10 protein-coding genes and 1 pseudogene are annotated in these 12,200 nt (G+C 74.1%); 4 read left to right on the forward strand and 7 right to left on the reverse strand.

Annotated elements, in window-relative coordinates; translation table 11 throughout:
- Window positions 1–238 precede the first annotated feature (238 nt).
- A complete protein-coding gene (locus ACIRS1_RS27750) occupies window positions 239–1,087 on the reverse strand; it encodes an SDR family oxidoreductase (RefSeq protein ID WP_402844652.1) in 849 nt (282 codons plus the stop codon).
- A gap of 112 nt (window positions 1,088–1,199) precedes the next feature.
- Here ACIRS1_RS27750 and ACIRS1_RS27755 point away from each other — a divergent pair, with 112 nt between their 5' ends.
- Window positions 1,200–1,583 (forward strand): winged helix-turn-helix transcriptional regulator, encoded by a 384-nt coding sequence (locus tag ACIRS1_RS27755; protein WP_402844654.1) that lies wholly within the window; start codon window positions 1,200–1,202, stop codon window positions 1,581–1,583.
- Between the two features lie 211 nt (window positions 1,584–1,794).
- On the opposite strand, the gene ACIRS1_RS27760 is transcribed toward ACIRS1_RS27755, so the two are convergent.
- Window positions 1,795–2,664: an alpha/beta fold hydrolase gene (locus ACIRS1_RS27760; RefSeq protein WP_402844656.1), complete on the reverse strand. Its 870-nt coding sequence runs from the start codon at window positions 2,662–2,664 to the stop codon at window positions 1,795–1,797.
- 68 nt (window positions 2,665–2,732) lie between these two features.
- On the opposite strand from ACIRS1_RS27760, the gene ACIRS1_RS27765 reads away from it, so the two are divergent.
- Window positions 2,733–3,434 carry a FadR/GntR family transcriptional regulator gene (locus ACIRS1_RS27765; protein WP_402844658.1) on the forward strand — a complete coding sequence of 234 codons (702 nt, stop codon included), beginning with the start codon at window positions 2,733–2,735 and terminating at the stop codon, window positions 3,432–3,434.
- 113 nt (window positions 3,435–3,547) lie between these two features.
- Here the strand turns inward: ACIRS1_RS27765 and ACIRS1_RS27770 are convergent, their stop codons facing one another.
- The 4 genes and pseudogenes from ACIRS1_RS27770 to ACIRS1_RS27785 form a co-directional block, all read right to left on the reverse strand.
- Window positions 3,548–3,979 carry a hypothetical protein gene (locus ACIRS1_RS27770; protein ID WP_402844660.1) on the reverse strand — a complete coding sequence of 144 codons (432 nt, stop codon included), beginning with the start codon at window positions 3,977–3,979 and terminating at the stop codon, window positions 3,548–3,550.
- Between the two features lie 363 nt (window positions 3,980–4,342).
- Window positions 4,343–4,927: pseudogene (locus ACIRS1_RS27775) on the reverse strand (HD domain-containing protein); the annotation flags it as partial.
- A 207-nt stretch (window positions 4,928–5,134) separates the two neighbouring features.
- A complete protein-coding gene (locus ACIRS1_RS27780; RefSeq protein WP_402844662.1) occupies window positions 5,135–5,785 on the reverse strand; it encodes a hypothetical protein in 651 nt (216 codons plus the stop codon).
- Between the two features lie 137 nt (window positions 5,786–5,922).
- Entirely contained in the window at window positions 5,923–6,510 is a 588-nt protein-coding gene (locus ACIRS1_RS27785) for a TetR/AcrR family transcriptional regulator (RefSeq protein WP_402844723.1), read from the reverse strand.
- Window positions 6,511–6,615: 105 nt separating this feature from the next.
- On the opposite strand from ACIRS1_RS27785, the gene ACIRS1_RS27790 reads away from it, so the two are divergent.
- The gene (locus ACIRS1_RS27790; protein WP_402844664.1) at window positions 6,616–7,836 is read left to right on the forward strand and encodes an alpha/beta hydrolase family protein; all 1,221 of its coding nucleotides are present in this window, start codon (window positions 6,616–6,618) and stop codon (window positions 7,834–7,836) included.
- Window positions 7,837–8,028: 192 nt separating this feature from the next.
- Here ACIRS1_RS27790 and ACIRS1_RS27795 read toward each other — a convergent pair whose 3' ends face one another.
- Window positions 8,029–10,809, reverse strand: coding sequence for an AAA family ATPase (locus ACIRS1_RS27795; RefSeq protein WP_402844666.1), 2,781 nt, complete (start codon window positions 10,807–10,809; stop codon window positions 8,029–8,031).
- 553 nt (window positions 10,810–11,362) lie between these two features.
- Between ACIRS1_RS27795 and ACIRS1_RS27800 the strand changes: the two genes are divergently transcribed.
- Window positions 11,363–11,869 (forward strand): DUF664 domain-containing protein, encoded by a 507-nt coding sequence (locus tag ACIRS1_RS27800; protein WP_402844668.1) that lies wholly within the window; start codon window positions 11,363–11,365, stop codon window positions 11,867–11,869.
- The last annotated feature ends 331 nt before the right edge of the window (window positions 11,870–12,200 follow it).

The following is a 12,200-nucleotide window of genomic DNA, read 5'->3' on the forward strand; positions in this document are numbered from 1 at the left end:
TCGAACGGGAGTCCCGGTCGAACGGGAGTCCCGGGCGAACGGGAGTCCCGATCGGGTGCTGCGGCGGCCGTGGCAGGCCTGATGCCGGGCGCGGCGGCCGTGCCACAAGCCATGGCGGCCGCGCCCAGCGGTGGGCAGGGCCGCAGAGCGGCCGCAGTACGTGACGAATCCGTGCCCGGGTGACGAGGTGGCGGGCCGGGAGCCCCGTGCCAACCGGACCGGCGCCCTCGCGCCGTGCTCAGCGGAAGGCGGCGGCGTTGCGGGCGGCCCAGGCGGCGAAGGGGCGCGGCGGGCGGCCGAGCACCTGCTCGACGGCCGGGCTCACCCGCTGTTCGGCCTCGGTCGGGGCGCCGAGGATGTCGAGGGTGTCGTCGGCCAGCTCCACCGGCATGGTGCGGGCCATCGCCGTCCGGGCCTCGTCGCGGGTGAGTTCGTGGAAGCGCAGGGGCGCGCCCAGGGCGGCGGCCAGGGCCTGCGCCTGCTGGCGCGGGGTGATCACCCCCGGGCCGGTCAGGTCGTACACGCCGCCGTTGTGCTCCTCCTCCAGCAGGCACGCCGCCGCGACATCGGCGATGTCCGCCGGGTCGACGACGGGCGCGCCGACGTCGCCGAACGGTGCCACGACCGTCCGCCGCGTCCGGACGGACTCGGCCCACCAGAGCACGTTGGAGGCGAAGCCGCCCGGTCGCAGGACCGCCCACTCCGGGGCGGACTCCCGGACCACGTCCTCCAGCGCCTTCATCGCCACCCTGGTCGGGCCGAACGGCCTGGTGGACACGCCCTGCGTGGAGAGCAGGACGATCCGTCGGACCCCGGCCGCCACCGCCCGTCCGACGAGGTCGGCCGGGGCCGTCCCGGGGCCGTGCAGGTCCCCCGAGAGCAGCAGGAACAGCGCCTGCGCCCCGGCGAGCGCGGGTTCCAGGGCGTCCGGCCCGGACGGCCCGGCCAGGTCGGCCACCACGTGCCGGACGCCGTCCGGCACGGCCGCCGCGTGCCGCGACACCGCCGTCACCGGCTTCCCCGCCGCGGCCAGCGCCTGCGTCAGCGGCCGGCCGATGTTGCCGGTGGCCCCGGTCACCACGATCATGATCTGCTCCTCGCTCGAACGTCCGTGTTGCTCTGCGGTGTTGATGCCGACGCTGACGCTAGGACGAGGGGCTTACCGATCGTAAGGACATACCTGAAGGTAAGCTCCGGACATGACGGAAGGTCTGCAGCCAGGACGCGGTGACACCGCCAAGCGGTATGAGGTGTTTCACACCGACTGCGCCGCACGCGACACGGTCGACCACGTGACCAGCCGGTGGGGCGTCTGGGTGCTGATCGCACTGCAGTCCGACGACCTGCGCTTCCACGAACTGCGCGACGGCATCCGCGGCATCAGCGAGAAGATGCTCGCCCAGACGCTGCGCGCGCTGGTCCAGGACGGCCTGCTGTGGCGGAAGGTCGAGCCCACGACGCCGCCCCAGGTCACCTACGGACTCACCGACTTCGGCCGGGACGTCGGCGAACCGCTCCTCGACCTGTTCGACCGGATCACCCGCCGCCTGCCCCCGCCCGCCGCCTCGCGGGCCGAGCCCTAGTCGGGACGCCCGCTGGGACGCCCCCCGGATGGCCCCGGACCCTGTGGTCCGGAGCTGCAGGATGGATTTGAACGTGTTCAACCTTGGGGGGTCGGGGCCGTGGGATACCGAAGCGCGTCCGTTCGAACAGGCGTGGCGGTGCTGGTCGCCCGGCTGTCGGTCGCGGTGCTCGCATGCACGTCCATCGCCCCGCTCGTTGGGGGCTGCAGGATCAGGCCCCGCGGGTGCGGTCCAGGTGGTGGGTGAGGGCGGCCGCGAATTCGGCGGGGTGGCTGAGGTGGGGTGCGTGGCCGGCGCCGGTGATGGTGTGGACGGTGGCGGCGGGCAGCCGTCGGGCGAGGAGCTCGGTGATCCGGCGCACGGCGGGCGGGCCGTCGGTGCCCACGGTGAGGGTGATCGGGACGGGGCTCGCGGCCAGTGCGGTGAGGTCCAGCGCGTAGTGGTCGGGGTCGCGGAACTGGTCCAGGAACGTATGGGCGTTGGCCGCGAGCATGGCGCGCTGCGGTTCGTCGAACAGGTCCCGCCAGCGCTCGCCGAAGGCGACCTGCTCCGCGAAGAGGGCGACGGCCTCCTCGGTGCGGCCCGCCTCGATGTGCTCGGCCACCGTGACGACGTGGGTCCGGGCCGCGTCGCGCATCGGTTCGCCGACCGGGTCGCCGGTGAGCAGGGGGAAGGCGGGCGGCTCGTGGACCAGCACGCCGCGGACCAGCTCCGGGTGGCGGGCGGCGGCCATGAGCGAGACGAGGGCGCCGTAGGAGTGGCCGACCACGTGGGCGCTGCCGCCGGAGACCTCGGTGATCACCGAGACCAGGTCGCCGACGTGCTCGTGGATGACGCTCCGGCCCGGCGCGCCGCTGCCGGAGTGGCCACGGCGGTCGTAGCGGACGGCCGTGACGCCGGGCGGGAGCAGCGGGACGACGCCGTCCCAGCTGGTGTGGTCGTCGAAGGAGCCGTGGACGAACACCACCGGCGTCGTGGCCTGGTCCGCGTGCCAGCTCAGCTCGGCGCCGCCGGTCCGGAGACACCCGGCGCGGTGAACGGTGGTGGTGGCCGGGGGAGTTGCCCGGGTTGCGAGATCCATGCCGGGAAGGGAATCATGTCGCCTGTCAGAGCGTCAATCATTGACCCTCTAGTGATCTCGGGGAGTGGATGGTGAAGGTCGGGTCGAGCTCGCGCGTCGAGCGGATCGCGGAGACCGTGCTGGCGGAGATCGCCGCCGGACGCTGGAAGGTGGGCGAACGCATTCCGCCGGAGCCGGTGCTGATGGAACTCCTCGGCGTGGCCAGGAACACGATGCGCGAGGCGGTCCGGGCGCTCGCCCACGCCGGCGTGCTGGAGATCCGGCACGGGGACGGCGTCTACGTGCGGGCGCGCACCGACACGGAAGGCATCCTGCGGCGGCGCTTCGGCGCGGTGGACCTGCGCGAGATCCTCGCCGCGCGTCGGGCCCTGGAGGTGGAAGCGGCGCGGGCGGCGGCCGAACGCCGCACGCCCGAGGACCTCGACCGGCTCGCCGACGCCTGGCACCGGCTCCACGGCGCCGGCGAGGGGGAGGGGGAGGTCGACCGGGTCGCCGCCGGGGTCGCCTTCCACCGCGCGGTGCTGGAGGCCTCGCACAACGTCGTCCTGATCGAGCTGTACCAGGGGCTGGTCAGTGCGGTGGCCGAGAGCCTGCGGCGCGCGAACGTCCTCGAGGACCTGCCCCGACCGCCGGTCCACCTGCACCGGGGCCTGTACGAGGCGATCCGCTCCGGTGATCCGGCCCTGGCGGCGGCGGAGGCGGCCAAGCCCCTCGACGCCATGATCGACCTGCTCGGGGCGGAGGCGGCGAGGACGACGCACACGGCTTAGGAGGTCGGGCCGGGGGTTCTGACGCTGGAGGCCAGAAGCCCTCCGCTCGTGGTCTCGACGGTGGCTTGTGCTGTCCTGCGGCTCATTTCGGCGGGTGGGTGCGTGGCCGACAGTCAGGCGTGGGCGTGCGGGACGGGCTTTCCGGTGAGTGCGTCGTTCAGGGCGCGGGTGCCGAGGGGCCGGTGCAGGACGGCCTTGAGCCGGGCGATGCCGCCGTCCTCGCAGCCGATGTTCGGGCCGGAGGCGTCGCGGCGCCTGAGCAGCAGCGTGACCTGCCCGTCGGTCTCCCGGACCACCAGGTCGGGCTTGTAGTCGCAGCCGCTCCAGGCGACGTCCATCGTGATCGTGCGGTCGTCCGCCGCGACGGCGGTGTTCCTCGTGGAAGGGTCCTCGAGCGCGATGCGGCCGAGGACGGAGGCGTCGCGCCGCGTGTAGGGCAGCGGGTAGTCGGCCTCGTCGCCCCACCCGAGGTAGCACACCGCGATCCCGGCCCCGACCAGCCCCACGGCGGCCAGCCAGCGTTTGTCGCGTGTCGTCAGTTCCATGCCCCCGGGCCTCCCCATGTGTCGTGATCAGCCGTCCGTGCCGGGCGCGACCCAGTCGAGCGCGGACCTGAGGAGATCATGGAGTTCCCGGCCGGTTTCGAGATCCCGGTGCTCAGGACGGTGGTTCTCACTGCCGAGGTCCGCGTAGTCGAGTTCGGCCTCGCCGCTGTTCCAGACGGTGATCTGGACGATCCGGTTCCCGGCCTCGACGGTCAGCCACGCGCTCTTCTTGGGCCGGCCGTCCTCCGGGGAGCGCCCCAGTTCGGCGGTGATCCCACGCGCGCGGAACACCGCGTCCTGCGCGGCGAACCATGTCGCCAACGCGCCCGGGAAGTCCGGCAGTCGATGGCCGTTCCCGGCCGTGGGGTGGGACATCTGGAAGGCCAGGCGTCCGTCGGCCTGGTCACCGATGCGGGCGAGCAGGGTGTCCAGATCGAGGAACTCCTCCCAGACCGACCTCCCGCTCGCCACTGCGAGCCTGGCGACGACCAGGTCCTCGAGCTCGGGGACCCGCTGGTTCTTCCAGATCTTGTCGGCGAGGCTGACCAGGAGGTCTTCCGTCCCGGCCTCCGCGGCCGTCCAGGCGGCGTGCGTCCCGGCGAATCGCGCCAGGACGGGACCGACTCCGCGGGCCATGAGCAGCTCGCGGCCGGCCTCCTCGTGCTGCGCACCGGGAGCGGACAGTTCGGCGGGGTGCAGCACCTTGCCGATGTCGTGGGTGGCGGCTCCGAAGAGAACGGCCTGCGGATCGATGCCCAGATCGAAGCCGCGTGCAGCGATCCATTCGAGGAGTTGCCCCGCAACGTCGTGGACCGCGCGCAGATGGGCGACCAGGCGTGGCGGAGCGTCGAGGTCGTGGAGCAGTTCGGCTGCTGCGATCGGCAGCGGGCGCAGCGGGGGCCGGTCGGTGTCCCGGAGGGCGATCGACAGTACTCGCGAGGTCGTCACCGCGACAGGCTAGCCGTCGCACTCCACGGGTGGTTCGGCCAGCGAGGGGCGGGAGGCGGCCGCTCCCCACCAGCCGGGGTTGTTCCCGGGAGTCGGCCCGCGGGAACAACCCCGGCTGGCTGCAGGTTCCGTCTCGGGGGAGGCCGTGCGGAAAGGACCTGCCATGACCGGGAACCCCGCGCCTCCGCATCCTCCTGTCAGGACGTTTCAAGCCTCGGCGCCCCAGTCGAGGTCCTGGAGTTCGAGGCCGTCGGGGCCGAGCCGAGTGTTCGCGGCGTGCTCCTGCATCCGGGGGCCGTACTCGGGGTGGTCCATGAGGCCCGTGTAGGTGTCGAAGTCCAGGTCGATCACGCCGGCGAGGTCGGCGAGGTAGACGTCGAGGCCGGGGTACGTGACGGCGACGTAGGGCAGGTCGTCGGTGTCGATGACGAGGACGGGGTACTCGCCGGTGGAGTCGGGCCGGCCCAGGTAGAGCAGGCGGCGGGAGTCGCTGCCGCCGACGAGGGGGAGGCACGGGGAGGGCAGCAGCGCCTCGAAGTCGGCGAACATGCCGGCCATGGCGTCGCCGGGGCCGTACATCCACTCGGCCGTCCCGCCGAGCGTGCGGCCTTCGAAGGCGGGCGCGTGCTCGTCGTCGTACCAGCCGAGCGCGCTCAGCCAGGAACTGTCGAAGGCGAGCCACCGGCGCAGGCTCGGCGGCAGCGGCCGGCCCCCGGCCAGCCGCAGGCGCTCGATCGCCCCGGGCGCGAGCGGCACCGGCGCGGTGATGTCCGGCGCGTCCGTGGTGGGCCAGCCGTCCTGCCCGACCCGGGCGATCACCCGGTCGATCAGTGCTGCTCCGTGCATGCTCTCGTCCATGGGCGGCACCCTCCCACGCCGCACCGACAGCGCCGGGGGTGCTGGTGGTGGGGACCCGTGGTCGGCGACGACGGGGCGGTCGCCGACCACGGGTCCGGTGGGTGGGGGAGGGTGGGCCCGGGCCCGGTGGGCCGGGCTCAGTCCGTGCCCGGTGCGCCCGCGGGGCCGAGCAGTCGGTCGACGAGGAGCTCGGGGTAGCCGGTGTCCGGCAGGTCGATGCCGAAGATCGTCCGGACGTAGAACGGTGCGATGAGCTGGTCGAGGATCTGCTCCACGGGCGGCGGGTCCTCGCCCCGGGCGATGGCCCGCTGGCGGATCTGTTCGATGGAGCGCACGCGGCGCTGGAAGTGCTGCGTCCGCTCGGTCTGGTCCTGGGGGTGGTTCGGCATGGACAGGATGACGGCGCGCACGAGAGCGCGTCCCTGGGGGGTGCGGATGCTCCTGACGCTGGCTTCGGCCCAGGCGAGGAGGTCCCCGCGCAGGCTGCCGGTGTCCTTCAGGGGTGAGTCGCGTTCGAGGCGGGTGGTCACCATGTCGGCCAGGAGTGCGTCGAGGCTGCCCCAGCGCCGGTAGACGCTGGTGTGGTTGACGCCGGCGCGCTGGGCGATCGCGGGGATGGTGAGGTCTTCTCCCTCCGGGTCGCAGAGCAGGTCGAGGACCGCCTGGTGGACGGCCGCACGGACCTGTTCGGGGCTCCTGCGGATGCGTGTGGTCGGTTCTTTCATCGTCACCCCCACATCGTAAGCACAGATGTTTGCTTCCTGCTGCCCGGAGGGTCTACAGTCTTCCTCGCAAGCACAAATGTGTGCTTCCGGATCGAGGAGACCCCCATGAAGCCCCTGCTGTTCCCGAACAACATCCAGTTCTGGTACGAGACCCTGCGCTCGATGAGCCACATCGCCTACGGCGGCGCGGACTTCGGCGAGGTCGTCTCCACCGCCGAGCGCATCACCGAGGGCGACTACGGCAGCTGGTACACCGAGTGGATGGCCACCGCCGACCGCGTCGCCGGCCAGGCCGAGAAGTCCCTGGCCGCCGGCCACCGGGTCAGCGCCCGCGACGGCTTCCTGCGCGCCTCCAACTACTACCGCTCCGCCGAGTTCTTCCTCCACGGCCACCCCTGCGACCCGCGCCACGACCACGCCTACGACCGCAGCGTCGACACCTTCCGCGCCGCCGCCGCCCTGTTCACCCCGATCATCGAACCCGTCCAGATCCCCTACGAGGACACCACCCTGCCCGGCTACCTCTACCGCGTCGACGACACCGCCACCCCCCGCCCCACCCTCATCATGCACAACGGCTTCGACGGCACCGCCGAGGAACTCCACTACTTCGGCGCCATGGCCGGCGTCGAGCGCGGCTACACCGTCCTCACCTTCGACGGCCCCGGCATGCCCGGCCCCCGCCACCACCAGAACCTGCCCTTCCGCCCCGACTGGGAGAACGTCGTCACCCCCGTCGTCGACTACGCCCAGACCCTGCCCGACGTCGACGACGACCGCATCGCCCTGCTCGGCATCAGCATGGGCGGCATCCTCGCCCCCCGCGCCGCCGCCTTCGAACACCGCCTCGCCGCCCTCATCGCCGTCGACGGCCTCTACGACCTCGGCCAGACCACCACCCGCAACATCCCCGGCACCCGCGAAGAAGCCGAACACCTCCTGCGCGCCGAGTCCGCCCCCGAACTCGACGCCGCCCTCCAGCGGCTCATGGCCACCGACCCCATCTCCCGCTGGGCCATCAACCACGGCATGTACGTCATGGGCGTCGACACCCCCCGCGCCTTCAACGCCTCCTACCTCGACTACACCCTCGCCGACGGCATCGCCGAACAGATCCAGTGCCCCACCCTCGTCTGCGACGCCGAAGACGACATGTTCTTCCACGGCCAGCCCGAACAGCTCTACGACCACCTCACCTGCCCCAAGACCCACATGCACTTCACCAACGACGAAGGCGCCGGCGCCCACTGCCACCCCGGCGCCATGCGCCTCACCCAAACCCGCATCTACGACTGGCTCGACGACACCCTCAACACCACCTGGTGACGGGCCGGCCCGGGGAAGGACCGTCGACACGACGTCGACGGCCCTTCCCCGTGGGCAGGGCGGCGCGGGTGCGCCGACGTGCCACGTGCTCGAGCGCCGGGGTGTCCGCCGTTCGGCGGGCGGGAGAGAGACCGGCGCAACGTCTGGTGCGGGGGTTGCTCAGCCCGTCGGAGAGCGCGAACGGCTGCCGCCTCACCCCCGCCCGGTGCCGCCGCCCGGAGTGCCGCCCAGCGCGTCGCGCAGGGCGGCGCGGGAGGTGACCCCGAGCTTGGGGAAGACCCGGTAGAGGTGCGAACTGACCGTCCGCGGGGACAATCGGATCCGCTCGCCGATCTCCTTGTTCGTCAGCCCGGTCGCGGCGAGTTCGGCGATCCGCCGCTCCTGCCAGGTCAGCGCCGCGGCGTCCGGGGCCGACGGGCCCGACGGGGCCGCAGGCCGGCCGCCGGCCCGGAGTTCGGCGCGGGCCCGGTCCGCCCACGCCGTGCAGCCGAGCCGGTCGAACGTCCCGACGGCCAGCGTCAGCGCCTGCCCGGCCGCCCGCGGCTCCCTCAGCCGCCGCAGCGTGATGCCGTAGGCCAGGCGGACGCGAGCCACCTCGAAGGGGAAGTCCCCGGCCGCCGGGTGCGCCTCGACGCGCGCGTACATCGCCGCCGCCTCCGCCGCATCCTCCGCGGTCATCGCCAGGCCGCCGTAGGCGGACAGGGCCAACCGGGGCGACGCCTCCGGCAGCCCGGCCTCGCACGCCGCCAGGGCGTGCCGCCGCGCCTGCTCCCGGCGGCCGCTGTACAGCGCCGCCTCCACCAGCTCCAGCAACGCGCGCGGGGCGATCTGGTGGGCGTGGTGCTCGAAGCTGCCCGGGGGCGTCATCCCGATCGCGTACAGGTAGGCCGCCTCGAAGTCCCCCTCGGTGAGCGCCACCCCGGTGGCGATCGCCTCCGTGATCTGGGTGAGCAGACCCACCCCGCGCGGACGGGCCCAGGCGTCCACCGCGGACTGCAGCTCCCGCGCGGCACCCAGCCGCCCCCGCCGGGCCGCCAACTGCCCCAGCACCGCCCGGGTGTGGTAGGCGAGCAGGACGTGACCGTGCGCGGTGCACAGCTCCAGCGCCTGCTGCCCGGTACGCTCCGCCTCCGCCCACTCGCCGGAGTACATCTGGTCGAGCATCAGCATCCGCAGCATGGTCATCACGCTCGACACCGCGCCCTCCTCCCGCTCCCGCTCGACGGCGTGCCGCAGCTGGACGCGGTACTGGCCCAGCGCGTCGACGTGGGAGGCACAGACACCCAGCCGGGCCAGGTCCCACGGCGCGAGGTGCGCCTCGGCGGCGAACGCCCGCTCCAGACGTTCGCGCAGCCCCGCACCGCTGCGCGCCACGGCGCTCGCGTCCCGGTACAGCGCCGTCAGCGGATGCACCCGGTCGCCGAGCGCGTCGAGGATCCGCTCGACGCGCTGCCACAGGGCGGGGTCGCCCGCGTAGTGGGCCATGGTGACCAGCGTGTCGGCCGCCCGGGCCAGGGTGGCCCCGTCGCCTGCCTCCCCCTGAGTGCCGCCGTCCGACCACCGCTCGACCGCCGCCGCCAGCCGTTGGAAGGCCGGCCGGACCGCTCCGGCCCGGACGAAGTCCGCGTGCGCGGAGGTGAGGACGGCGGCCAGCGAACCGGCCGGGCCGGGCTCCGGGTCCGAGCGGTGGAGCAGCCGCTGCGCCTCGTCCAGCAGCGCGGCCTGCCCGGCGAGGTAGGCCGCGTCACCGAGGCGCCGGGAGCGGTCCGCGGGCCGCTCGCTCAGCTCCGCCGCGCGGGTCAGCCAGGCCACGGCGGCTGCCGCGCCACCGCGCCGGGTCGCGGAGTCGGCCGCCGCCTCCAGCACCGCGGCCACTGCCTCGTCCGGGTCGACGACCGCGGCGGCCAGGTGGCCCGCGTGCCGCTCGGTGTCGGCCCGGTGCACCCGGGACAGTTCGGCGTGGGCGGACCGGCGCTCGTCGGGCGTGGCCAGCTGGATGACGGCGGAGCGCACCAGGGGGTGGCGGAAGACGAAGTCACCGAGGGCCGTGTCGACGTCGAGCAGCCCCGACTCGACGGCCGGTTCGACCCCGCGCATCCGGTACCGCGTGGCGTGGACGCGGCCCCGGAGCCGGCCGGCCGCGGCGCCGTCGAGGGCGCCGCGGAGCAGCTCCGCCCGGACGGCGGGGGCCAGGCGCTCGATCCGCGTGCCGTACAGCTGCTGGAGGCGCCGGGGCAGCGGTACCCCGGGGGTGGCGAGCAGGTCACCGGCGAGGTCGGGCGCGGTCAGGTAGGGCGGCAGCTCGTGCAGGGCCAGCGGGTTGCCCCGGGCGTGCTCCAGGGCGGCCCGCCGCACCCGGGCGTCGAGCCGGGGGTGGCGCAGCTCCAGCAGGCGCCCGGCGGCCTCCTCCGCCAGGGCCTCGACCGGCAGTTCGGGGAGCCGGGCGTGGTCGAAGGCGCAGCGCACCTCGGAGCGCAGGGCGATCAGCATCTTCACCGGGAGGTCCGCCAGCCGGCGTGCCACGAATCCGCACACCTCGACGCTGGCGTCGTCCAGCCACTGGCCGTCGTCGATCAGCAGCGTCAGCGGCCGTTCGGCGGCGAGTGCCAGCAGGTCCAGCACGGCGATGCCGAGGGAGAGCACGGACGGCGGCGCACCGCTGCCGCCGCCGAACACCACGTCCAGGGCGGTGCGTTGGCGCGGGTCGAGGCTGGCGGTGCGGTCGAGCAGGGGGTGGAGGCACTGGTGCAGGCCGGCGAACGGCAGCTCCGACTCGGCCTCGACCCCGGTGGCCCGCACCAGTGCGTGGTCCGCCTCGGCCGCCGTGCGGGCCGCGCGGTCGACCAGTGCGCTCTTGCCCACGCCCGCCTCGCCGCGCAGTACCAGGGCCCGCCCTTCGGGGGCGGTCACGAACGAGTGCAGCAGGGCCAGTTCGTGCTCCCGGCCGATCAAGGGCGTGTCCGCCGGATTCATGGTCCCCACCTCCGCGCCCGACCGCCGGGTGCGGTCCCGGGGCGGTCGGATGATGATCATCATGTGCTCGGCGTAAGCCTGCCATCCCGAGGGCCCTGCACCCGAACCCGCGGCCGGGGAGCCGGGATCCGGGCGGCCCGGCGGCTGGACGGCGGTGGCGCGGGGCACATCGAGCGCCGCGGCCTCCGGATGCGCCGGCGCCCTCAGGCCTCGTCGTCCCAGTGGTCGAGGACGAGCCGGCGGATGGGGGCCGGGTAGGCCTCGGCGACGGGGCTGTGCGGCATGCGTCCCTGGCCGGGGGGCGGGCCGGAGGCCGTCGTGGAGGACGACCGGCCCGGCCATGGCGGCCCGCTCCGGTGCTTACGGGGAAGGCTGTAGACCCACCGGGCAGCACGAAGCAAGCATCTGTGCTTAGCGGTGGAGTGTGGTGGGCGGGGCGGTGGAAGGTCGGGTGGCCGGGGGCCCGGGGGCGGGACACAATCGGCGGGGCGGTGCGGCTCGCCGTGCCGCCGACAAGGGCGGCCTACTCGACCGGGAGACGACGGTGACCGGTGTGACCAGCGCGGAGCTTCTCGTGGACGCGTTCGAGCGGATCCGTGCCACGGTCGCCGACGTCGTCGAGGGCCTGACTCCCGACCAGCTGGCGTTCCGGGTGCAGGACTCGGCCAACTCGATCGCCTGGCTGGTCTGGCACCTCACCCGGGTGCAGGACGACCACGTCGCCGACGCGGCCCGCCGCGAACAGGTGTGGACCGCCGAGGGCTGGGCGGAGCGGTTCGCCCTGCCCTTCGCCGCGTCGGCCACCGGCTACGGGCACCGGCCCGCGCAGGTCGCCCAGGTCACCGCCACCGCCGACCTGCTGTCGGGCTACCACGACGCCGTCCACGCGCGGACCACGGAGTACGTGCGAGGCCTCGACAACCGCTCCCTCGCCCGGATCGTCGACGAGTCGTGGCAGCCACCGGTCACCCTCGGGGTGCGTCTGATCAGCGTGATCGCCGACGACCTCCAGCACATCGGCCAGGCGGCCTTCGTGCGCGGTCTGCTGACCGGACGCTGACGGCGGCCCGCCCGCGTCCGGGTGACAGGGGCTTCACCACGCGTGGAGCGCACGGGGAACATCCCCGTGCGCTCCACGCACATCCCGCCGGGCGGGCCGTCAGACCGAAGGAGCCTGGTCCGGCGCCACCCGCATCAGGTTCGGGCCGGAAGCCGGCTGCGGCACGGCCTGCAGGCCCTCTATTGCCCGCGACCGCGGGCGGGGCGGGGGGGGGCGCCCCCCCCCCCCCCCGCGGGGGCCGGGGGGGGCCCGCCCCCCGGGGGGGCGCCCCCCCCGGGTTGGGGGGGGCCCGGGGGTTGGGGGCGCGGGCGCCGCGGGCCGCGGTGCGGGT

Source organism: Kitasatospora sp. NPDC101176, assembly GCF_044768035.1.
In the GTDB taxonomy this organism is placed as follows: Bacteria; Actinomycetota; Actinomycetes; order Streptomycetales; family Streptomycetaceae; genus Kitasatospora.